General features: G+C 41.5%; 18 protein-coding genes. 15 read left to right on the plus strand and 3 right to left on the minus strand.

Features of this window, described 5'->3' with window-relative positions; translation table 11 throughout:
• Positions 1-12: 12 nt before the first annotated feature.
• Positions 13-1,161, minus strand: a complete 1,149-nt coding sequence (locus BUB77_RS12895) for an aldo/keto reductase (protein ID WP_073276514.1) — start codon at positions 1,159-1,161, stop codon at positions 13-15.
• Between the two features lie 223 nt (positions 1,162-1,384).
• Between BUB77_RS12895 and BUB77_RS12900 the strand changes: the two genes are divergently transcribed.
• On the plus strand, positions 1,385-2,644 hold the full coding sequence (locus tag BUB77_RS12900) for an Nramp family divalent metal transporter (RefSeq protein ID WP_073276516.1): 1,260 nt from the start codon (positions 1,385-1,387) through the stop codon (positions 2,642-2,644).
• A gap of 133 nt (positions 2,645-2,777) precedes the next feature.
• Here the strand turns inward: BUB77_RS12900 and BUB77_RS12905 are convergent, their stop codons facing one another.
• Positions 2,778-4,244, minus strand: coding sequence for a methyl-accepting chemotaxis protein (locus tag BUB77_RS12905; protein ID WP_073276518.1), 1,467 nt, complete (start codon positions 4,242-4,244; stop codon positions 2,778-2,780).
• A gap of 337 nt (positions 4,245-4,581) precedes the next feature.
• Here BUB77_RS12905 and BUB77_RS12910 point away from each other — a divergent pair, with 337 nt between their 5' ends.
• The 12 genes from BUB77_RS12910 to BUB77_RS12965 all read left to right on the plus strand — a co-directional run bounded on the left by BUB77_RS12910 (position 4,582) and on the right by BUB77_RS12965 (position 17,360).
• Positions 4,582-5,763 carry a serine hydrolase domain-containing protein gene (locus BUB77_RS12910; RefSeq protein WP_073276520.1) on the plus strand — a complete coding sequence of 394 codons (1,182 nt, stop codon included), beginning with the start codon at positions 4,582-4,584 and terminating at the stop codon, positions 5,761-5,763.
• 427 nt (positions 5,764-6,190) lie between these two features.
• On the plus strand, positions 6,191-6,787 hold the full coding sequence (locus BUB77_RS12915; protein ID WP_073276522.1) for a hypothetical protein: 597 nt from the start codon (positions 6,191-6,193) through the stop codon (positions 6,785-6,787).
• Between the two features lie 80 nt (positions 6,788-6,867).
• Entirely contained in the window at positions 6,868-7,293 is a 426-nt protein-coding gene (locus BUB77_RS12920; protein ID WP_170866647.1) for a DMT family transporter, read from the plus strand.
• A 266-nt stretch (positions 7,294-7,559) separates the two neighbouring features.
• The gene (locus BUB77_RS12925) at positions 7,560-8,540 is read left to right on the plus strand and encodes a D-isomer specific 2-hydroxyacid dehydrogenase family protein (protein ID WP_073276526.1); all 981 of its coding nucleotides are present in this window, start codon (positions 7,560-7,562) and stop codon (positions 8,538-8,540) included.
• A 139-nt stretch (positions 8,541-8,679) separates the two neighbouring features.
• Positions 8,680-9,045, plus strand: a complete 366-nt coding sequence (locus tag BUB77_RS12930; protein WP_073276528.1) for a GntR family transcriptional regulator — start codon at positions 8,680-8,682, stop codon at positions 9,043-9,045.
• 155 nt (positions 9,046-9,200) lie between these two features.
• Positions 9,201-10,103, plus strand: coding sequence for an ABC transporter ATP-binding protein (locus BUB77_RS12935; protein ID WP_073276530.1), 903 nt, complete (start codon positions 9,201-9,203; stop codon positions 10,101-10,103).
• Positions 10,078-12,156 (plus strand): DUF6449 domain-containing protein, encoded by a 2,079-nt coding sequence (locus BUB77_RS12940; RefSeq protein WP_073276532.1) that lies wholly within the window; start codon positions 10,078-10,080, stop codon positions 12,154-12,156. The genes BUB77_RS12935 and BUB77_RS12940 overlap by 26 nt, the downstream gene beginning before the upstream one ends.
• A 150-nt stretch (positions 12,157-12,306) precedes the next feature.
• Positions 12,307-13,407, plus strand: coding sequence for a GerMN domain-containing protein (locus tag BUB77_RS12945; RefSeq protein ID WP_073276695.1), 1,101 nt, complete (start codon positions 12,307-12,309; stop codon positions 13,405-13,407).
• A 34-nt stretch (positions 13,408-13,441) separates the two neighbouring features.
• Positions 13,442-14,239, plus strand: coding sequence for an SDR family NAD(P)-dependent oxidoreductase (locus BUB77_RS12950; RefSeq protein ID WP_073276534.1), 798 nt, complete (start codon positions 13,442-13,444; stop codon positions 14,237-14,239).
• A gap of 325 nt (positions 14,240-14,564) precedes the next feature.
• Complete coding sequence (locus BUB77_RS12955; protein ID WP_073276536.1) at positions 14,565-15,452, plus strand: VIT1/CCC1 transporter family protein; 888 nt, start codon at positions 14,565-14,567, stop codon at positions 15,450-15,452.
• A gap of 112 nt (positions 15,453-15,564) precedes the next feature.
• Positions 15,565-16,674, plus strand: coding sequence for an ABC transporter permease (locus BUB77_RS12960; protein WP_073276538.1), 1,110 nt, complete (start codon positions 15,565-15,567; stop codon positions 16,672-16,674).
• Positions 16,674-17,360: an ABC transporter ATP-binding protein gene (locus BUB77_RS12965; RefSeq protein ID WP_073276540.1), complete on the plus strand. Its 687-nt coding sequence runs from the start codon at positions 16,674-16,676 to the stop codon at positions 17,358-17,360. The genes BUB77_RS12960 and BUB77_RS12965 overlap by 1 nt, the downstream gene beginning before the upstream one ends.
• 82 nt (positions 17,361-17,442) lie before the next feature.
• Here BUB77_RS12965 and BUB77_RS12970 read toward each other — a convergent pair whose 3' ends face one another.
• On the minus strand, positions 17,443-17,838 hold the full coding sequence (locus tag BUB77_RS12970; protein ID WP_073276542.1) for a YmaF family protein: 396 nt from the start codon (positions 17,836-17,838) through the stop codon (positions 17,443-17,445).
• A 260-nt stretch (positions 17,839-18,098) separates the two neighbouring features.
• Between BUB77_RS12970 and BUB77_RS12975 the strand changes: the two genes are divergently transcribed.
• Both BUB77_RS12975 and BUB77_RS12980 read left to right on the plus strand, forming a co-directional pair.
• Positions 18,099-20,489: a glycoside hydrolase family 94 protein gene (locus BUB77_RS12975; protein WP_073276544.1), complete on the plus strand. Its 2,391-nt coding sequence runs from the start codon at positions 18,099-18,101 to the stop codon at positions 20,487-20,489.
• Between the two features lie 103 nt (positions 20,490-20,592).
• A complete protein-coding gene (locus BUB77_RS12980) occupies positions 20,593-22,008 on the plus strand; it encodes a phosphoglucomutase/phosphomannomutase family protein (protein ID WP_073276546.1) in 1,416 nt (471 codons plus the stop codon).
• Positions 22,009-22,054 lie beyond the last annotated feature (46 nt).

Below are 22,054 nucleotides of genomic sequence, written 5' to 3' on the forward strand. Positions count from 1 at the left end.
GATAGCAGGCAGCTATTGCCTCATAAAGCGTTTTACCAAGGCGGACATTGGCTTGTAAGGAAAGCTTTCCAAGGAAGCAGTTGTCTTTTTGAGTTCTTTGGGGATTGCTATGCTTTGAGGACAGTGCTTTTCACATAAACCGCAGCCAACACATTTGCTTGCATTATGCCCGGAGGTTCGCAGGATATAGTTTAATCGGGAGTGTAATTTTCCGGAAGTGGCTGTTTCATTGTAGCTGCTAAAGCAAAGAGGAATATCCACTCCCTGGGGACATGGCATGCAGTAGCTGCAGCCTGTACAAGGCACCAGAAAGGATTTATTCAAGGCCTCTTTTACCCTGCCGTAAAGGTCAAGCTCTGCCGGAGTAAGAATCCCAGCCTCTGCCTTGGAGGCGGAGGCGGCGTTGGCAGCAAGCATTTCCTGGGAATTCATGCCGGAAAGCACGGTAAGCACCTGAGGCTGGTTCCACAACCATCGGAAGGACCATTCTGCGGGGGTATGCTTTTCCTTTGACTCCTCAAAGACAGAGAGGGCTTCCTTGGGCAGATTTACAAGCTTTCCGCCTCGTAAGGGTTCCATGATCATAATGGGTAGGCCTTTCTCCGCTGCATAAAGTAAGCCGTTTTTGCCTGCCTGGTTGTATTCGTCATAGTAATTATACTGGAGCATGCAGAATTCCCAATCATAGGCATCAATAATTTTTATAAATTCCTGCTGGCCGCCATGGTAGGAAAACCCAATGTTCTTTATCTGCCCTTTCTCTTTTTTCTCTTTAATCCAGTCCAGTATGCCAAGGCTTACCAGCCGCTGCCAAACCTCCAGATTAGTAAGCATATGAATCAGGTAATAATCGATATAGTCTGTCTTAAGCCGCTCCAGCTGTGTAAGAAAGAGCTTATCAAAGTCTTCCTTCTTTTTTACAAGATAGTGTGGCAGCTTTGTAGCAAGCTTTACTTTTTCCCGGTAGCCCTTTGAAAGAATTCGTCCAAGAGTGGCCTCGCTGCCAGGATATATGTAGGCGGTATCAAAATAATTAATTCCCATTTCAATCGCTTTTATTATCTGCCGTTCTGTTTCTTTCTCGTCCCTCTTAAAACGCATACATCCAAAAGCCAGGACCGATATCATATCTCCGTTTTTCGGATTCCTTCTGTATTGCATCGCAACCTCTTTTCCTGATATCTGAAATTCTCAGATATTAAATTAATATTCTTAAGATGTATTATAGGATAACGAAGAATGAAGTCAAGAAAATTATTTAAAGTAGTTCCATTCTAAGGATTGACAAGAGAAATGGGCAGGTATTAAAGTATACTGTGTAAGTCGAAAAAACTGAAATTCAACTTATTATAAGAAATTTAGGCTAGTTTGGGAGGTAGAAGGCATGAAGCTTAAGAATATATTAAACACAAAAGGACATAATCCGTCCTTTGGATTAAGAGAATTACTAGGTTATATCGGACCGGGGCTTTTAGTAACGGTGGGATTTATCGACCCAGGTAACTGGGCGTCGAATATCGCGGCAGGGTCTGAATACGGATACAAACTTTTATGGATGGTCACCCTTTCCACCATCATGTTAATCCTGCTCCAGCATAATGTTGCCCATCTTGGGATTGTAACGGGGGATTGTCTTTCGGAAGCAGCAAACAAGCATCTGAAGCCCTGGCTGTCAAAAACGGTTCTTTCTACGGCCCTTTTGGCAGCGGTTTCTACGGCAATGGCGGAAATACTGGGCGGAGCCATTGCATTGAACCTGCTCTTTAAGGTACCGATTAAAGTGGGCTCTGTCATTATCCTGGTCGTTATTATTCTATTACTTTTTACGAATACCTATAAGAAGCTGGAAAAGGTAATAATGGGCTTTGTATCCATTATAGGAATATCCTTTCTGTATGAGCTCAGTGTAGTTCATATAAGCTGGCCCGAAGCTGTGAGGGGCTGGACAACCATTCAATTTCCATCCGGCTCGCTGCCAATTATTATGTCTGTACTGGGAGCGGTTGTTATGCCCCATAACTTATTTCTTCACTCTGAGGTCATACAGAGCAGGCAGTGGAATTTGGAAGAAGAGTCCGTTATTAAGAAGCAATTGAAATATGAATTCTTAGATACCCTGTTTTCCATGATTATAGGCTGGGCAATAAACAGTGCCATGATAATACTTGCGGCAACAACATTTTTTTCACAGCATATCAAGGTATCGGAACTGGGTCAGGCACAGCAGATGCTTGTTCCGCTGGTTGGAGGGCTTGCAGCAATTATCTTTGGAGTAGCATTGCTCTTTGCCGGTATTTCTTCCACAATGACGGCCGGTATGGCAGCCGGAACAATCTTTGCCGGAATGTTTGGAGAGCCCTATGATATCAAGGACAGACATACAAAGATAGGTGTTGTTGGAATCCTGACCATAGCTACCCTGATAATATTCTTTATACATAATCCTTTTCAGGGACTGGTATACAGCCAGATGTTACTCAGTATTCAGCTTCCGATAACGGTATTTTTGCAGATTTACTTAACATCCTCCAAAAAGGTCATGGGAAAATACAAGAATAGCTTATTCAGCAATATCGTCCTGTGGTCCATTGCAATCATTCTGACAGTTTTAAATCTGATGCTTTTTGCAAGTTACCTGGTTTAGAAAAAATCCGGTTTCTTTCAAAGGTATAATAAGAAGCCCCCTGTTTGTGATATGCTGTCCTCAATATAGGAATTATATTTCAATGTCCTATAGAGGGGAGCATATCAAAGACAGGGGGCTTTCTGATATTTAATTATTCAACAGTCAATCTGATACCTTTTTTGTCTAATTCGCTGGCATTTCCGATTAATTTTTGAATCAGGCCAATGAGCTCGGAAGAGAGGCTGTGTGCCTCCTTTAAAATAAGCGAGGATTTCTCCTTATCATTTTTCTCGATGGCTTTAATCATATCATCGCCTTTTAAATGGAATTCTTTATGCAGTTTGCCGATTGTTTCCCAATCCTTCAGGATGGAAGGATGGTTCAGGTTCAGGGTATTATAATAGTGGCCGAAGCTGCATTTGCTGGGATTTGTCTGAAGGGGCAGCAATGTCATGGTATTTGCCATGGATTCGAGCTTATCCATCCATTCCTTATGGGCATTGATGGCTTTTTCTAAAATGCTGCATACTTCATTGTTGGATATGGAATGAGTAGTACCCTTTAACCCCTTATATAAGTTGCCGGCCAGGGCAGACAATTTATCATCTATATTTGAGATGCTCTTAGCATAGCCAACACTTTCGGAAGCATCCTTCTGAATATTCTGGGTCATGGCGTTGAGCTTTTGAGCATCCTCACTGGAGGCTTCCATAGCCCGGTTAATTTCAACAGAAGCAACCTTTACTCCCTGCATGGAATCGTTAATGGTTTCAACCGTATCGATAACGCCTTCCAGCATATGAATATTTTCGCCCACGGTGTTTGATACCTGGTCTATTTTTTCACTCATCTGGCTGGTGGAAGTTAAGGCACGGTCAAGACTATTCTTACCCTCACCGGCAGCAGTTTGAATGTTACCTACGAATATCCGCATATCATCAAGGTTATGCTTGGTATCGTCTGCCAGTTTTCTTACTTCTTCCGCTACAACGGAGAAGCCCTTGCCGTGTTCACCGGCTCTGGCAGCTTCAATTGCAGCGTTTAAAGCAAGTAAATTTGTCTGGTTGGCTATGGTTTGGACACTGTCTACGATTTTACCGACTTCATTGGCAAGCTGCAGCAGCTGATCGATTTTACCGGCCATATTTTTGGTATCTGTCACAACATTTTCTTTTAGGCCACTTACATCCATGAGTAAATCCTTACTTTCCTTATTACGGGCAGCAAGGGTCATGGAATCTTCTGATAATTGCTGTAAGGTAGTAGCTGAATTGTCAATGGTATCGGAAACAGAAGTCATGGTAGCGGTAGTCTCTTCCACTATAGCAAGATTTGACTCGCTCAGATTCGACAGTTCCAGGGAAAAGCTGCTTAATTGGTTGGATATGTATGTCATTCCGACATCGAAGGTGCTTATAGAAGAGGCCAGATCCATGATATCTTTTACGGCACCTGACATTTTATGTTCGTTGTCAAACAGTTTATTAAAATGATTGATTGCCTGCTGGTGAATTGGATGATCACTTTGCGGAGATTCAAGTTCTTTTCCGGACATCATACTTTCTACATAGTGGAGAATTTCTCCCATTTCTGAACACGCTTTTCTTATCTTTGGCATAGTATTTTTCCTTTCTTTCGTGTAGAGTTACTTTTATTATAATCTGCCCGCTTAACTTGTGCAACGGATATTTTTTTACTATAGGAGGTTGAAATAATACATTGTAATAGTCTGTTAAAAAGATATAATTAGAATTATGTTTCAAGTGTCATAAGTCAATGCCATATTTATAGAATGTATACTTGTGATATAAAAATACACTCACCTCCGTGAAAGTCACTTCGTTGCATTTTTATACCCCAAATATACATAATTGAAAGCTGAGATTAACTTATGACATCCGAATCAATTAAGTATTAAAAAGGATAAAACATCAAAAGAAAAGAGGTCAGGTAACATGCTAACGAACACAGAAGCCTTCAGAATTAAAAAAGCAATTGGCAAAGCAATCGAAATGAATGAGATTTCCGGTGCTAATTTGCTGGTTTTTAAGGACGGAAAAGAAATATTCTACCATGAGGATGGTCTTGCATCAAGAGAGGAACAGCTCCCCATAAAGAGGGATACCATATTCCGCCTATATTCCATGACCAAGCCCGTTACGGCAGCGGCTGCAATGATATTAGTGGAAAGAGGGGAGATAGACCTGTATGAACCCGTCGGCAAATATCTGGAAGGCTTTCACAACCAATTGGTTGAAGATAACGGGTCCCTGGTTCCTGCAAACAGAGAGGTATTAATAAAGGACTTGCTGAATATGACCTCCGGCCTTCTTTATGGGGGAGAAAGTAAAGCCGGTAAGGCAGCCGAGGCAGTATTTAAGGAAGTGGAGGAAAAGTTTCTGACCAAGGATGCATTAAGTACCGTTGAAGTGGCAAATAAGCTCGGAAAATGTCCGCTGGCGTACCATCCCGGTTCTTCCTGGAGCTATGGCTCCAGTGCGGATGTTATTGGCGCTCTTGTGGAAGTCGTAAGCGGCATGAAGTTTGGCGAATTCTTAAAGAAAGAAATATTCGAGCCATTAGGAATGAAGGATACGGGCTTTTATGTACCGGCTGAAAAGAGGAACAGGCTTGCTAATACCTACCAAACGGACAGCGTAAATGGGTTAACCCTGTATACCGGCAATAATCTTGGAATTATTCAGAAAATGGACAGAGAGCCTGCCTATGAGGCCGGCGGAGCTGGATTAGTATCAACCGTTGATGATTATGCAAAGTTTTCCTTAATGCTTTTGAACGGCGGGACCTATGAGGGAACTGCCATACTGCGCCCCAGGACTGTTCAGTATATGACGACAAAGACATTAAATGAGGAGCAGTATAAGGGGATGGAATCCTGGCTTACATTGGAAGGCCACAGCTATGGTAATTTCATGAGAATCCTGACGGATACCACAAAGGCCGGAAGCCTTGGAAGTCCTTTCGAATATGGCTGGGATGGCTGGCTTGGCTGCTACTTTACCAATTGCCCCAAGGATAACCTTAATATCCTGTTCATGACCCAAAAGACAGATGCAGGTACCATGGCGGTTACCAGAAAGCTGAGAAATATAATTTTCAGCAGCTGCTGTGATTAAAGATATGTTTTAATGCTTTATACTTTAAAAAAATCTGATTTAAAAGATTTGATTTGGGTATCGAAAGGGTAGTCTTTCAAAAGGGGACGGCAATTTGCACAAACCAGAAAGACTCATACTTCGATTCCAAGGTATAAGAAGTCCTAATTCTCTGAATATTTTGTGCTGGACATATTATAAAACAGATAACTCGCTTTTGCTCAAACAATCTGTTTTATAATATAGCACAAAATTTTCAGAGAAAAGGACTTCTAATACCTTTCCATAGGCGCATTCGTTCTTTCTGGTTTGTGCAAATTGCCTGTGTTTTTTTGAAGCAAGGTTTTTGTCACTCAAATCAGATTTATAGTTAAAAGATTGTTTCTGAATAGTAATCTGATGCCAATAAGCAGGAAAAATAGCTGGATAATGAAAGAGGGGGGATGCTATGAAAGTAAAATACAAATTAAATTTGAAATATTCAATCCTGGGATTATTTTTAATCCTCTGTGCTTACATCATTATTTCCTATATTTCAGGCGCAAGGTTCTCACCGGATCGGGCAGCTAAAACCAGCCGGTGGGCAGAGAATACCTCAGTCTTACTTGGAACAGTCGAAACTCCTCCATATAAGGTATATATTTACGAAAATCAGGATAAATACCGCACCATCCTCACTGGTTATAAATTTCCTTTTTGGAGGTACCGCGGCAGTTCCTGGGCTAATAAAACAGAGGATAAAGTAAAGCTGGTGGGGTGGTGCAGCTACTCTGACAGAGGAGATGGAAAGGGCATTACTGTGGTGCCGGTTCAAAGCTTTGATGATAAAGTAGCATTTATTGAAATGGGCAGTGGCCCTGATTTGCAGAGAAAGCCGGTTAAAACAGGTGAGGTACTTCTGTTTTCCTGGGAAAAATCAGTGAAATGGAATGACCTGAACGCAATTGCCTGTTCAGGTGATAATAAAGTACTGTACAAATTGGGATATGAAGTCAACAATTCAAAAATTAACATGGATGAATTAAGGTGGCTTCCAGTGGATTAATGTTGTCTAACTGCTCGTATATTATTGAGGTCTCGTACATATCTTTTATACATAAAGTAATTGTAATTGAGGGCAGCAGGATGAATATTATCTCCATGCTTTTGGCTATTTTAGCAGGAGTATTAACTACCATTGAAGCTACAATAAATACCCAGCTTGGAAAATATGTGACACCTAGTATTGCCACACTTCACAGTTTAATGACAGGATTGACTTTTGTATTATTGATTAATCTTGTTGTCGGCAACCTGCCAAGGTATACAAGGGTCACTTCCGTTCGTCCTATCTGGCTGATTGGAGGTTTCTTCGGAGCGTCCATTATCTACCTGACTTCAAGGTCGATTCCCTCCCTTGGGATATCCAATGCCTTGATCCTGATTGTGGCAGGCCAGCTTACCAGCAGCCTTATTATGGATGTATTTCTTAATAATTCAGAAGTAAGTCTAAAAAAAATGGGCGGTATGATATTATTTCTGATCGGTACCATAATGTTTCTTCGCGATTAGCATAGAAAGCCGTGGCAGTGAAAAGGCATATATGAAATAAATTTCCTGTTAAAATGTATAAAAATAAATCAGTGCTTGCAATTCTTATAATTCTATGTATAATTACATTAAATGAATGATAAAGGGTGATTTCTTTGGAGTATTACAGATACAATTTCATGATAGACATTTTGGGAAAGACGGGCTTTGCAGCCTGTCTTTCTTTTTGGCTTTAACTTAATAAAGTATAAAAATTCATTTTCAAAAGTTTATTGAAAGGAGCTACTATGAAAATTGCGGTATATGAATTAAGGCAGGATGAAAAGAATAAACTGGAGGAATTAAAAATAAAGCATGGTATTGATCTGGTTTCGACCGGAAAGACATTGAACAAGCAGACCTTAAAGCTCTGTGCAGGCTGTGAGGGAGTCAGCGTTCTTGGAAGAAGCTCTCTTGATAAGGAGCTTTTGGAAGGACTTAAAAAGCAGGGTGTTGGTTATATCTCCACGAGAACCGTAGGGTATAACCATATAGATACCGCCTACGGAAAGGAAATCGGGCTCAGGATGTGCAATGCCGGCTATCCGCCAAAAGGAGTGGCAGAGTTTGCTGTTATGCTGATGTTACTGACACTGCGCCACTATAAGCCTGCCATGTGGCGGCAAAATGTCAATGACTATTCCCTTTTTGGATTAACGGGACAGGAGCTGGGCAACCAGACAGTGGGAGTAATCGGTACGGGGAATATCGGTACGGAAGTACTAAGGATACTCTCAGGCTTTGGCTGTAAGCTGGCAGCTTATAACAAGGGTGAAACAGAGGAGGGGAAAAGGTATGCCCGGTATGTATCTCTGGATGAATTGTACCGTGACTCCGATATTATAACCCTTCATGTGCCCTTAACGGAGGAGAACAGGCATTTTATCAACAGAGAAGCCATTGATAAGATGAAAACAGGAGTTATATTAATTAATACTGCCAGAGGGGAATTAATGGACATAGAAGCGCTGACAGAAGGAATTGAGTCGCAGAAAATCGGTGCTCTTGGACTGGATGTATTTGAAAAGGAAGAGGGAATCTATCATGCTGACAGAAAGACAGATATTCTTAAGAACAGGGATATGGTTTATTTAAGACAGTTTCCCAATGTGGTAATGACCCAGCATATGGCATTTTACACCAGAGCCAATATTGACAGCATGGTTACCTGGGGCATTGAAGGATTGTTGGATATGTACCATAAGGGAGTGTGCAGGCAGGAGATATAAATCTTTAAGAAAATATTAAATTTTTTACAATAAGCTGGTTGTTATTGACAACCGGCTTTTATATTACTATACTAAGTGTATTAATAGTAATAGTACACTTCGTATACAGACGTGACTTATGCAAAGAAAGGAGTGCCATATGATAATTATTGACTATAAAGACCGCAGGCCAATCTATGAACAGGTGGAAGAACGGTTTGAGGAGTTAATTCTAAAGGGCGGGCTGGTGCCTAAGGAGCAGCTTCCTTCTGTACGCAATCTGGCTATGGAATTGTCAATAAATCCGAATACTATTCAGAGAGCCTATATGGAGCTGGAGCGAAAAGGCTTTATCTATACGGTAAAGGGCAGAGGAAGCTTTATTGCTGATACAGAGCACCTTGTGGATATCAGGAAGAATGAACTGCTGAATTCTGTTGCCGGGATTCTTAAGGAAGTGAAAGAAATCGGCATAAGTAAAGAGCAGGTTATGGAGAAAGTAGAAGATGTATATGGTGAAAGATAATTTGAAACGGTAACTGGGAGTTAATGCGTATAAAGGAATATCAATTAGAGGATTTGATATTTGGGAAAGAAGTAGTTTGAAAAAACGAAAAGCTGTTTTTCAACTACTGATTAACGAATATCCAATTGAATTGGATATTCAGAAAAGAGGTTAATATGATAGAAGCACAATGCTTAACCAAGCAGTTTGATACGATTAAAGCAGTGGATAACATTACTGCTGTCATCAAGGAAGGAGAAGTCTTTGGGCTTGTCGGAACCAATGGGGCAGGTAAAAGTACTTTTCTGCGCATGATAGCAGGTGTTATAAAGCCCGATGCAGGAATGGTTAAGGTAGACGGATATCCGGTGTTTGAGAATCTCAATGCCAAGAAGCTGCTGTTTTATATTTCAGATGACAGCTATTTTTTCAGTAACAGTACACCAAAGGATTTAAAGAATTACTATAAGGTAATCTATACTGATTTTGATGAGCTGCGTTTTGAAGAACTGATGAAGCAGTTCGGCCTGGATGGCAAACGCAAAATAAATACCTTCTCAAAGGGAATGAAGAAACAGCTTACAGTTCTTTTGGGAATTTGTGCCGGTACAAAATACCTTCTTTGTGATGAAACCTTTGACGGACTTGACCCGGTCATGCGCCAGGCAGTGAAAAGCCTGTTTGCAAAAGAAATTGCCGAGAGGGGTATGACTCCTATTATAGCTTCCCATAATCTAAGAGAGCTTGAGGACATCTGTGACCATGTAGGGCTGCTGCATCGAGGCGGAATCTTATTATCAAAGGATCTCTTTGACATGAAGCTCAGTATTCATAAGATACAGTGTGTATTGAAAGAAGAAGTAGAGCTTAAAGAGCTTTTGGGGGATATTGAGATTCTTAAAACAGAAAGAAGAGGTTCTCTCTATACCATTACTGCCAGGGGGAACAGGGAAGAGATTATAGCTAAAATCGAGAAGTCAAATCCTGTATTTTCAGAAGTTCTTCCTTTGTCCTTGGAGGAAATCTTCATCAGTGAAACGGAGGTAGCCGGTTATGACATCAAGAAACTTATTTTTTAAACTTCAAAAAGAAGATATAAAAAGAAGAATGTGGGTCATTGCTTTGTCAATGCTGATATTTTTCCTTTTTGGCCCCGTATGGCTGGCATTGGAACTGGAAGGCGCGGCAGACAACGCTACGATGAAGTATATAATTGCGGAAATAACGACCGTAATAGGTCCTGGTTTTATTCTTCAGTATTTAATTACAATAGCAGGTGCTCTTATATGTGCCTGCAGCGGATTTTTCTTTCTGCATTCCAGAAAGAAGGTAGATTTTTTCCACAGCGTACCGGTTAGAAGAGAGAGGCTCTTTTTCGTTAATTATGCAGATGGCATCCTGCTTTATATTATTCCTTATTTTATCAGCATGCTGTTAAATTTTCTGGTGCTGGCTGTAAACGGTTTTATGGGAGCCGATGCTGCAATTGCAGGATTTCAGGCTTTAGGAGTGAATCTGCTGTACTTTCTTGTAATCTATACCCTGACGGTTCTGGCAGTTATGCTTACGGGAAATGGTATTGTAAGTATTCTGGGAACAGGCGTATTTTTTGTTTATGGCCCTATGGTCATGTTCATAAAGGATTCATACGGTCATGAATTTTTTAAAACCTATCATAGTATTGCAAATGATGAAAATTTTTTGACATTCCTGTCCCCATTGGGCAAATATATTTATAGATCCCAGTATATTAAGAATAGTGATTTTAAAGGACTTGGCTTAAGTATACTTATGACTGCGGCAGTTATCATCCTGCTGCTGGTATTGAACCTTTTGTTTTACAGGAAACGCCCGTCGGAAGCTGCAGGTAAAGCGATGGCTTTTGATATAGTAAAACCGGTGATTAAATTCTTACTGATCATCCCTATAGCCCTTGGCGGAGGATTGGTCTTTCGAGGAGCTGCCGGCAGCCATTCAGATGGCTGGATGATTTTTGGATTGATACTTGGCTTTCTGATTACTAGCGCAATTGTGGAAGTCATCTATCAGTTTGACTTGAAAAAGGCCTTCTCCCACAGGCTGGGCCTGGCTGTAGCTGCCCTTGTTACAACAGCTATCGTCTGTGTTTTCCGCTTTGACCTAATTTCCTATGATACCTATATTCCGGATAAGGATAAGGTGGTATCCATGAGTATTAGAATACCAGGAGTTGACGAAAATAAAAACTATGTAACTTTGAACAAAGAGGGAACAGGTTATGACCATTATTTAAACTTTGAGTACGAAGAGAAGTACATGCGGCTGAAGAACTTTGATACGGCTTATGACATTGCAAAGCTTGGCATCAAGGAAATCAAAAAAACGGATAAGGATAATGCTTCGGATAAAAAATATTCCAGTATGGTGGCTTTCCACCTTAAGAACGGCAGGACGGTAATACGTAATTATCCAAGCGTTGCCGATAAGGATTTCTCCTTATTAAAGCAGCTTTATAGTGATGATGATTTTAAAGAAGGCTATTATCCCATCTACCAGTGGAAGAGCGATAATATAACCTCTGTTTCTGCTTTTAATTACCTTGGCGAGAAAGAATTTACGCTTACAGAAAAGGAAAAGGAAGAATTGCTGGAAACCTATAAGGAAGAATTGAAAGCCCTTACAATTGATGACATTATGCGCAGCAAGTCCTTGGGAAGCCTTCGGTTTACACTGGTCGGTAATAGACCATTTGAATATGATCTCTTACCTGAGTTCACAAGAACCTTGGAATTTCTTTCTGCTCATGGTTTTCAGTCCGATGACCAGATAAAGGCAGAGAATATTAAAAAGGTGACTGTAGTGAAACAGTTTCAAGAGGATACTGTTAATACAGAAGCACCCTCCATTAACAAGGATACACTGGAGCAGGTTGACTACACAGGGAAAGAACAGATAGAAACAATCCTGCAGGCGGCTATACCCTCAAACTATGGCAGTGAATTCTATAGTATCCTGGATATAAATTATGATTTATCCGTAAGTATCGTATTGGGTACGGATACCTATGGCAATGAAACGAGCCAGACCTACTATTTTTCAAGGAATAATGTACCGGATTTTGTGAAAAAAGATCTGAAATATAACCCGCAATAGTCAAAAGAGGATTTATTTACATTATTTTTCCTTAATGTGTTTAAAAATAAAGAATATGGTATAATAATAGAGTGGAGAAGACATAATACTCCGCTCTTTTATTATAATGACAAATATTGCAGAAAGGAAATATTGGGTCCAGGGATTGATATGAAAAAAATGATAGTGGTCGTGCTGCTGCTTTTTCAAATGACGATTCTGATGTCTTGCAGAGAAAAAGCAGGTGAGAAGGAAAATACTCTGCCCCAGGGAGAGTTATCGGAAACAGCAACACCTTCCGTTGCCGCAAAGGAGACGGCAGTTACTTCCGATATTTCAAATGAAGATGTGAAGAAAGAAAATGTTCTGGAATATTTCCCGGACAGGGAAAACAAACAGTATTTTTATGAAGGAAAAGGAAGCGAATATGCAGCCTTCTGGAGCTATGCGGACTATCAGGACAGGGACAGCGGCAGAATCCAGCTTCGGACCGACAACGGAGGTACCCAGACGGTTCAGGTAATGGAGGGGAACAGTACAAGCCTTTCTGTCATAGTCAGCAAAGAAGAATGCTATTACAGGGATAACCTGTTAAATTACAACAGCGTAGAAGAACCGGAAATCCTATTAAAAGCTCCCCTGGAAAAAGGCACGGAATGGACTCTCTCAGACGGAAGGAAGCGTTATATATCGGATGTGGAGAAGGAAATTAAAACGCCCTCCGGGGACTATAAAACAATTGAAGTGACAACGGAAGAAAAGGAAGGACAAACCAGGGACTATTATGCAAAGGAAGTGGGACTTGTAAAGCGGGAATATAGTACGGATGGTCTGACAGTTACTTCCCTGCTTAAAGAAATCAAAGAAACTCCTTTGGTACAAAGCTTTACCCTTTACTATCCAAACGAGGATGAGAAGCTGCTGGAGGAAGTAAAAGACTTAAAGTTTAACACCAATGATATTACCCGTTTTAAGGTACAGGAACTGCTTCGGGAAAAGCATGAAGGAAACCAGGGATTAATCAGTGTCGGAACGAATCTTAACTCGTTATATAAGGGTTCGGACGGGATTGTGTATGCGGACTTTTCAAAGGAGCTTATTAATGAAATGAATGCAGGAGCGGGCTTTGAACAACTCATTTTGCAGGGAGTTGCCGACAGCCTTGGCCGTTATTACGATGCAAAGGAGGTATATCTTACGGTAGAGCAAAAGTCCTATGAGTCCGGACATATACTCTTAAAAAAGGGAGAGACCCTAAAGGTAAGCAAATAAGAAAAAATCATTTAATTGAAGAAAGGGATTGCATATGGGAAAAACAGTATTGATAACAGGAGCCTCAAAGGGAATTGGACGGGAGCTTGCCATTGTATTTGCCAAACAGGGATATGAACTTATCCTGGTGGCAAGGAGCAGAGAACTATTGGAGGATTTAGGAAAAAGGCTGAGGAAGAAGTACGGTACGGATGTTACGGTGATAGAAAAAGATTTGGCAGAGAAAGAAGCCCCGGAAGAAATATTTCAGGAACTAAAGGGCAGGGAAATTGAAGTATTAGTCAATAATGCCGGCTTTGGGGACTATAAGGAATTTGCCCACTCGGAATGGGAGAAGCAGTATGTTATGATACAGCTTAATGTAACAGCACTTATGCATATGACAAGGCTTTTTCTGCCATCAATGGTAGAAAGAGGCCATGGGAAGATATTAAATCTTGCTTCTACGGCCTCTTTCGTGCCGGGACCTAACATGTCCGTATACTATGCTACAAAAGCCGCTGTCCTTTCCTTTTCACAGGCAGTGTCAAAAGAAGTAAAAGGAAGCAATGTTACAGTGACGGCACTTTGCCCCGGGCCTACCAGCACCAATTTTGAAGATACCGCCGGGCTTGTAAATTCCAGGCTTTTTCACTCTCTGAAGGTAACAGATGCCAGAAAGGTTGCTGTCTGCGGGTATAGGGCACTTATGAAAGGAAAGCCGGTAGCAGTAGAGGGGATGTCCAACAAGTTTTTAGTCTTCGGCATAAAATTAGCTCCCAGAGGGGTATCGCTGACCATGATTAATCAGATACAGTCAAAGTTGAGGGAAGGAAAGCCTGCGGATCAGTAAACGGGAAATGTAAATGGTATCAAATTCTATAAGGAGTTATAATTTGAGTACAAAATAACATATGAAATAATCCATAAATGAAATAATTTATAAGTTCTATGATTTATAAGTTACATGATGTATTAACTTATTAGAGGTATCCAGAGAATACAGTAAGCTTTGGATACCTCTTTTGCATGAAATAGATTATTTAATATTGACAATCAAATAAAATTGAGTACAATTAAATGTAGAGTAATCATTATGAAAAAAATTTAATTTTATCATTTGATTATGGAATAATCATAACAGTCTTAAAAAGAATAGAAAGAGGAAAGGAGAAGATATGAAGAGTTTGGATTTGATGAAAACGATAAAAAGATTCCAGGCGGATGAGTTACTTGAATACTATGTATATATAAAAATCGCCAGGTTCGTTAAGGATAAAAATGACCGGGACATACTACTGAAAATTGCAGGGGAAGAACAGAAGCATTATGGAATATGGAAGCAATATACCAAATGTGATGTGAAGCCAAATATGCTTTTGGTCTACTGGTATGTAATACTGGCAAGAATATTAGGTTACACTTTTATTATAAAGAAAATGGAGAATTCCGTTATAGAATTCAAGGAAGTATTCAGCGGAAAGCTGGAGAAAGAGCTTACTGAAAAGATTCCCGACCTGAAGATTATTTTGCAGGATGAAACAGAGCATGAAAATGAACTTATTGACATGATTGATGAGGAGAAGCTCAGATATGCCGGTTCTATGGTACTGGGCTTAAATGATGCCTTGGTGGAATTCACCGGAAGCTTAGCCGGATGGACCTTTGCCATGCAAAGCAACCGTCTGATATCCCTTGCAGGGTTGATAACCGGTATAGCGGCCACTATGTCCATGGCTTCTTCGGAGTATTTATCCGTTAAAAATGATGATGGGAAGAATGCGTTGAAATCCTCCTTATATACAGGAGCGGCTTATCTGGTCACAGTCGTGATATTAATCCTTCCTTATTTGCTCTTGCCGGACAAGGGGTATTTAGCAGCGCTTCTAATTATGCTGGCGGCAGTTATCCTGATTATAGCGGCATTTAATTACTATATTTCTGTTGCCAGATCCATTTCCTTTAAAAAGAAGTTCCTTGAAATGAGTCTTATCAGCTTATCTGTAGCAGGTGCCTCATTCGTAATCGGACTTCTGGTCAAGAGGTTTTTAGGGCTTGATATTTAAAAAGAGATTCGTGAAGAGATGAAAGATAATAACGGAGCAAGACATTGAATAAGTCAAGAAAAAGTCAGACAAAAATGCAAACTAAGAGTTAACCAAAAGAAAAGGAGAAACTATGTTTCTGGCGTGGAAAGAATTAAAACACAATAAAGTGCGCTATGCACTTATCATCGTATTACTGACACTCATGCTGTTTCTGGTGCTGTTCTTATCCGGCTTGGCCAAGGGGTTATCGGCAGCTACCAGCTCTGCCATAGACAATGCGGCTGCGGATTATTATATCCTGGATGATTCGGCAGATAATTTGATTACCAGGTCGTCCCTGGACAGTGATAGCCTGGATAAAATCAAGGGATTTACGGAAAATGCGGCAGCTATAAACCTGTACCGTTCGGCAGCTACCAGGAACGGGGATGCTACAAAGCTCGATATTACCTATATGGGCATTGATACGGACGGCTATTTAATGCCAAAGGTTACAGAAGGAAAGGGGATTTCAGAAGCAGGGCAGATAGTACTGAATAATTCCTTTAAAGAGGAAGGCTTTCAGGTAGGAGACAAGGTCAAGGATGCCCAGACAGGCTATGAAATGGAAGTTACAGGCTTTACCAGGAACCAGATGTATGGCCATTCCTCCATTGGGGTAATAGCCTTAAAGGATTATGAAGAAATACAGAAACTGTACACCGGCAGGGATTCCAGCGCCAGCCAGGCAGCAGCTGTTAAATTAAAGGGCTCGGGAAAATCCTATGAGGAGCTGAAAGACTTTGCTGGCAGTGAATTAAAGGGTAAGGTTCTGCTTTCTAAGAGTGAAATCATCAGTGACATTCCAGGGCATTCCCAGGAGCAGTCGACTATCATGATGATGCTGGTTTTTCTGCTGCTGATATCCTCCTTTATCATAGGTGTATTCTTCTATGTAACTACCATGCAGAAGATACCCCAATTTGGTGTTTTGAAGGCAGTGGGGGCTAGGATGACCACGCTGGCCTGGTCATTGGCCGCACAAGTACTGCTGTTGTCAGTTATCAGTATGGCAGCGGGAAATGTTCTTACCTTTGGAATGGCCAGTGCTTTGCCTGCGACCATGCCTTTTGTCCTGACGCCAATGAATGCAGCTGTGGTTTCTGTTCTATTTATCATAATTTCACTGCTTGCCAGCCTGTTTTCTATGGGAAAGGTGGCAAGGGTGGATGCCCTGACCGCAATAGGAGGAAATGAATAATGGAAAATAATGCGTTGGAATTAAAGCATATAACAAAGAGCTATCACGATGGTGAGGAGGAAAATACCGTTCTAAAGGACGTTTCTATTTCCATTGGCTATGGAGAGTTTGCCGCTATTGTAGGCCCATCGGGCTCCGGTAAGAGTACCCTTTTATCCATAGCAGGAGCCCTGCTCAGTCCTACTGCCGGTGAGGTGAAAATTGGAAGAACTCTGTTATCCGATAAGAATAAAAAGCACTGGGACAAGGTAAGAAGGGAACAGATTGGCTTCGTATTCCAGTCCCATCAATTACTGCCTTACCTGAAGGTAATCGACCAGCTGAAATTAATCGACTGGCTGTCTTCCGGTAAGGCAAGGAAAGAGCAGGCGGAGCATGCGGCTAAGCTATTGGAGGACTTTGGACTTGAAAGCAGGCTGAATTATTATCCCGACAAACTTTCCGGAGGGGAAAAGCAAAGGGTGGCTATCGCAAGAGCACTTATGAATCACCCGGACATACTGCTTGCCGATGAGCCTACTGCCAGCCTTGATAAGGAAAGAGGCAGGCAGGTTGTGGAAATGATTCGGGATGAAACGAAGAAATATAAAAAAGCCGCTTTGATGGTTACCCATGATGAAAGGATTCTTGATCTTGTGGATTCTGTGTACAGGATTGAGAATGGAGAAATAACCAGGCAGAGATAAGTTACATGTAACTAACCAGAAGAAATTTTTTTCCCCGGGATTAACCGGGGATTTTTTCGCTTATCTTATTGGATACCAGTTATTACCATTTGGATTTTTTGCATTCTTCCCCAATGGGATCTTCAATCAGAGTAGCAACTCTAAATTCATGTCTGTGACCATCATTTACGCTAGTTACGGACTCTAAAAAATGCACATGCCTGTTTCCGCCAACCGGGATTGCACCTGAAGTTCTTCCGCAGAATTCGTGAAAATGATTTTCATAGAAATCTGTATGGAATGCTACATCATGAAAGTGATTTCCTTGTCCATAAGGTATTGCTTCACCGGAAACGGTAGCAAATCTGTGATTATGAGGATCTTCCTCACGTTCTGCAATTTCTACAGAACCCTGGACTTCGTGGTTGTGTCTTTGTTCATGTTTATGACATGGGTCATGTTTATCTTCTTGATTATAGCGTGAATCTTCATAACTCATAACTAATACCTCCTGTATATCGAATGGGAATTATCGGATTCCAATATAATAATATGTTTGTGAGCCATAAATGTGACTGTTTTCTGTATAATATATTATAAAGCATCATTTTAGCCACCATGAACGGATATTCTCAGAAGTGATATCCACGCAGCTATCCGAAAGACAAATAAAAACAAATATTCGCACTCCTGACAATACCTATCCCAAGGCTTATGGAATATAATAGTAAGTATTGAAATCAGGAGGTGTAATTACATATGAGGTATGGCTATTTTGACAATGGGAACAGGGAGTATGTCATAGAAAAGCTTGACCTGCCCACATCGTGGACAAATTACTTAGGGGTAAAGGATTTGTGCGCAGTGGTAAATCATACAGCTGGGGGGTATATGTTCTATAAAACACCGGAATACCATAGAATAACACGTTTTCGTGCCAACAGTATTCCGATGGACAGACCGGGACATTATGTGTATTTAAGAGATGATAAAACAGGAGATTATTTCAGTATTTCCTGGCAGCCTGTGGGCAAACCTCTTACAGAGGCTTCTTATACTTGCCGCCATGGTTTATCCTATACAAAGTATCAATGTGAATATCAGGGAATTAAGGCTGAGCAAAAGCTGTTCATTCCTTTGGAAGACAGTGTTGAGATATGGGATGTCACCATTGAGAATACCGGTAAGGAAGAAAAGGATATCAGTGTTTTTTCCTATCTGGAATTCTCTTATCACCACATTGACATGGACAACCGTAATTTCCAGATGAGCAACTATGCTGCAGGTTCCTCCTATGAGGATGGGATTATTGAACATGATCTATTCTATGAAGAATACGGCTATCAGTATTTTACCTCTAATTTTATACCGGATGGTTTTGACTGCTTAAGAGATAAATTCATTGGTTTATACCGTACGGAGTCCAATCCCTTGGCAGTCGAAAGGGGCTATTGCGAAGGCAGCTTTGAGAAGGGCGGTAATCATTGCGGTTCTCTTCATAAGAAATTAAAGTTAAAACCCGGTGAGAAGGCAAGGATCATCTTTCTGTTAGGTGAAGGTGACAGAGAAGCCGGACGCGCCATGAGAAAGAAATATTCCGATACCGATACCGTTGATAAGGCCTTTCAGGAACTGGCCGGGTATTGGGAAGAAAAGAGAGAAAAGCTTCAGATAAAGACACCAAATGAAGGGATGAATACCCTTATTAATATCTGGACCCTGTACCAGGCAGAGATTAATGTAATGTTCTCCCGTTTTGCTTCCTTTATTGAGGTAGGAGGAAGAACAGGCCTTGGCTACCGCGATACTGCTCAGGATGCTATGACAGTACCCCATTCCAACCCGGCAAAATGCCGCCAAAGACTGGTGGAGCTGCTAAGAGGGCTGGTATCGGAGGGCTATGGCCTGCACCTGTTCCAGCCGGAATGGTTTGACCCGGATAATACTGCCAAGCCCTTTAAATCTCCTACTGTTATTCCGGCACCCAATAAGAAGGATATGATTCACGGTATAGAAGATGCCTGCTCTGACGATGCCCTATGGCTGGTCAGCTCAGTCGTTGAGTTTGTAAAGGAAACAGGAGAATATGAATTTCTGAAACAGGAGATTACCTATGCAGATGGCGGCAGCGGAAGTGTTTATGAACATATGAAGAAAATCCTTGATTTTTCCCATAAGCAGATTGGGGCCTCCGGAATTTGCAAGGGACTTAGAGCTGACTGGAATGATTGCCTGAACCTGGGCGGCGGTGAAAGCGCCATGGTTTCCTTCCTGCATTACTGGGCATTGGGAAATTTTCTGGAAGCGGCATCTTATCTTGGGAATGCAGAGGATATAGAAAAGTATACCAGCATGAGGGAGCAGGTTAAGACGGCATGTGATGAAGTACTTTGGGATGAAGAATGGTATATCAGGGGAATTACAAAAAATGGAATAAAGATTGGAACTATGGCCGATAAAGAGGGAAAGATTCATCTGGAATCCAATGCATGGGCAGTACTCTCCGGTGCTGCGGAGGAAGAAAAGGGCAGAAGGGCCATGGATTCCATTGAAAAGTACCTGTATACGCCTTATGGAATTATGCTGAATGGGCCTTCCTACACAGTACCTGATGAAGATATCGGCTTTGTAACAAGAGTATATCCGGGACTAAAAGAAAATGGTGCCATTTTCAGCCATCCCAATCCCTGGGCATGGGCTGCCGAGTGCAAGCTTGGACGGGGAGACAGGGCAATGAAGTTCTATGATGCACTTTCACCCTATAATCAGAATGATATCATAGAAATCAGAGAAGCAGAGCCCTACTCCTATTGCCAGTTTATTGTGGGCAGGGACCACACTGCTTTCGGAAGGGCAAGGCACCCTTTTATGACAGGAACCGGGGGATGGGCTTATTTCTCCGCAACCAGATATATGCTTGGAATCAGGCCGGATTTTGAGTCGTTAACGGTTGACCCTTGTATTCCGGCAGATTGGAAGGAATTTCAGGTTCAAAGAGAATGGAGAGGAGCAGTTTATCATATTACGGTTCAGAATCCTGAGGGCGTGATGAAGGGTGTAAAAGAAATCCTGCTGAATGGTGAAAAGACTGATAAAATACCGGTGCAGAAAAGAGGAAGCGAAGCCCATGTTACTGTAATTATGGGATAGATTTACAGAAGGAGAAATGGGTTGAAAAGAAAGCATTATTGCACTTTTCAGCTACGAATCAGAGAATGACCAATCAATTTGGTTATTCAGGAAAGAGGTTATTATGATAAAGTTTGGTACAGGTGGATGGAGAGCCGTAATAGGAGAAGACTTCACAAAAGCAAACATTCAGCTCCTGGCGAAAGCGATGACGGACAAAATGAAGGCCGAGGGTGTAGACGGGGATGGTATCGTAATTGGCTATGACAGAAGATTTCTTTCCAAGGAAGCCATGAGATGGGCCGCTGAAGTTTTTGCAAAAGAAGGCATTAAGGCAATCCTGATCAACAGGTCCTCGCCCACTCCTCTGATAATGTATTACTGCATGGTTCATGGGTTCCATTACGGCATGATGGTTACTGCAAGCCATAATCCTGCTGTTTATAACGGTATCAAGGTCTTTACCTATGGCGGAAGGGATGCGGATGAATCCCAGACTGCGGACATAGAGAGGTATATAGGGAAGGCAGATGGGGGCAGCATAGGCTTTATGGAGTATGACACAGCCCTTAAACAGGGGCTTATTGAAGAAATGAATCCTTTAAATGAATATCTGGATAATATCATCAATACGGTAGATATGCAGGCAATCCGCAACAAGGGCCTGAGGGTGGTACTGGATCCCATGTACGGGGTCAGTGAGACCTCCTTAAAGACCATTCTGTTAACAGCCAGATGTGATGTGAGCACAATACATGAAAGGCATGATACCCTCTTTGGAGGAAAGCTTCCGTCTCCCTCTGCCCAGACCTTAAGGAGCCTGCAGAACAGCGTATTAGACAAAAATGCGGATATCGGAATTGCCACGGACGGTGATGCGGACCGTATCGGTATTATCGATGATACGGGAAAATTCCTGCATCCCAATGATATTCTGGTATTACTTTATTACTATCTGTTAAAGTATAAGGGCTGGAAGGGTCCTGCTGTCAGAAACCTTGCCACCACCCATTTGCTTGACCGGGTAGCAGAAAGCTTTGGTGAGAAATGCTATGAGGTTCCCGTTGGATTTAAATACATTTCAGCTAAAATGAATGAAACCGGTGCGATTATTGGAGGAGAGTCCTCCGGGGGTCTGACGGTCAAAGGTCATATTAACGGCAAGGACGGCATTTATGCGGCAGCCCTGCTGGTAGAAATGATATGCCTTACAGGTAAGAAGCTGTCGGAAATCGCACAGGAAATTGAAGAAGAATACGGAACCATTTACCTGGAAGAGAAGGATTATAAATTCAGCCAGGAAAGGAAAGAGGATATTTACCATACTCTTATGGTAGAACATCAGCTGCCCCATCTTCCTTTTGATGTGGAAAAGGTATCCTATCTGGATGGCTGCAAGGTATATTTTGCCAATGGAGGATGGATTATTATAAGATTTTCCGGTACGGAACCGCTGCTGCGAATATTCTGTGAGATGCCAAAGGCTGGCCAGGCAGGAATCGTTTGCGAAGTAGTGGAGGATTTCCTGGCGTTATCCTAGCCAAATTTTAAGAATACATAAAATCATACCTGCTGAGGGAGGCTTA

This window comes from Anaerocolumna jejuensis DSM 15929 (assembly GCF_900142215.1).
GTDB classification, from domain to species: Bacteria; Bacillota; Clostridia; order Lachnospirales; family Lachnospiraceae; genus Anaerocolumna; species Anaerocolumna jejuensis.

What these genes read in the sequence shown, in the direction of transcription:
- BUB77_RS12945 (WP_073276695.1), top strand. Translation starts at nt 12,307, where the DNA reads ATGAAAAAAATGATAGTGGTCGTGCTGCTGCTTTTTCAAATGACGATT.
- BUB77_RS12955 (WP_073276536.1), top strand. Translation starts at nt 14,565, where the DNA reads ATGAAGAGTTTGGATTTGATGAAAACGATAAAAAGATTCCAGGCGGAT.
- BUB77_RS12910 (WP_073276520.1), top strand. Translation starts at nt 4,582, where the DNA reads ATGCTAACGAACACAGAAGCCTTCAGAATTAAAAAAGCAATTGGCAAA.
- BUB77_RS12940 (WP_073276532.1), top strand. Translation starts at nt 10,078, where the DNA reads ATGACATCAAGAAACTTATTTTTTAAACTTCAAAAAGAAGATATAAAA.
- BUB77_RS12975 (WP_073276544.1), top strand. Translation starts at nt 18,099, where the DNA reads ATGAGGTATGGCTATTTTGACAATGGGAACAGGGAGTATGTCATAGAA.
- BUB77_RS12900 (WP_073276516.1), top strand. Translation starts at nt 1,385, where the DNA reads ATGAAGCTTAAGAATATATTAAACACAAAAGGACATAATCCGTCCTTT.
- BUB77_RS12950 (WP_073276534.1), top strand. Translation starts at nt 13,442, where the DNA reads ATGGGAAAAACAGTATTGATAACAGGAGCCTCAAAGGGAATTGGACGG.
- BUB77_RS12905 (WP_073276518.1), bottom strand. Translation starts at nt 4,244, where the DNA reads ATGCCAAAGATAAGAAAAGCGTGTTCAGAAATGGGAGAAATTCTCCAC.
- BUB77_RS12965 (WP_073276540.1), top strand. Translation starts at nt 16,674, where the DNA reads ATGGAAAATAATGCGTTGGAATTAAAGCATATAACAAAGAGCTATCAC.
- BUB77_RS12930 (WP_073276528.1), top strand. Translation starts at nt 8,680, where the DNA reads ATGATAATTATTGACTATAAAGACCGCAGGCCAATCTATGAACAGGTG.
- BUB77_RS12980 (WP_073276546.1), top strand. Translation starts at nt 20,593, where the DNA reads ATGATAAAGTTTGGTACAGGTGGATGGAGAGCCGTAATAGGAGAAGAC.
- BUB77_RS12970 (WP_073276542.1), bottom strand. Translation starts at nt 17,838, where the DNA reads ATGAGTTATGAAGATTCACGCTATAATCAAGAAGATAAACATGACCCA.
- BUB77_RS12935 (WP_073276530.1), top strand. Translation starts at nt 9,201, where the DNA reads ATGATAGAAGCACAATGCTTAACCAAGCAGTTTGATACGATTAAAGCA.
- BUB77_RS12920 (WP_170866647.1), top strand. Translation starts at nt 6,868, where the DNA reads ATGAATATTATCTCCATGCTTTTGGCTATTTTAGCAGGAGTATTAACT.
- BUB77_RS12915 (WP_073276522.1), top strand. Translation starts at nt 6,191, where the DNA reads ATGAAAGTAAAATACAAATTAAATTTGAAATATTCAATCCTGGGATTA.
- BUB77_RS12925 (WP_073276526.1), top strand. Translation starts at nt 7,560, where the DNA reads ATGAAAATTGCGGTATATGAATTAAGGCAGGATGAAAAGAATAAACTG.
- BUB77_RS12960 (WP_073276538.1), top strand. Translation starts at nt 15,565, where the DNA reads ATGTTTCTGGCGTGGAAAGAATTAAAACACAATAAAGTGCGCTATGCA.
- BUB77_RS12895 (WP_073276514.1), bottom strand. Translation starts at nt 1,161, where the DNA reads ATGCAATACAGAAGGAATCCGAAAAACGGAGATATGATATCGGTCCTG.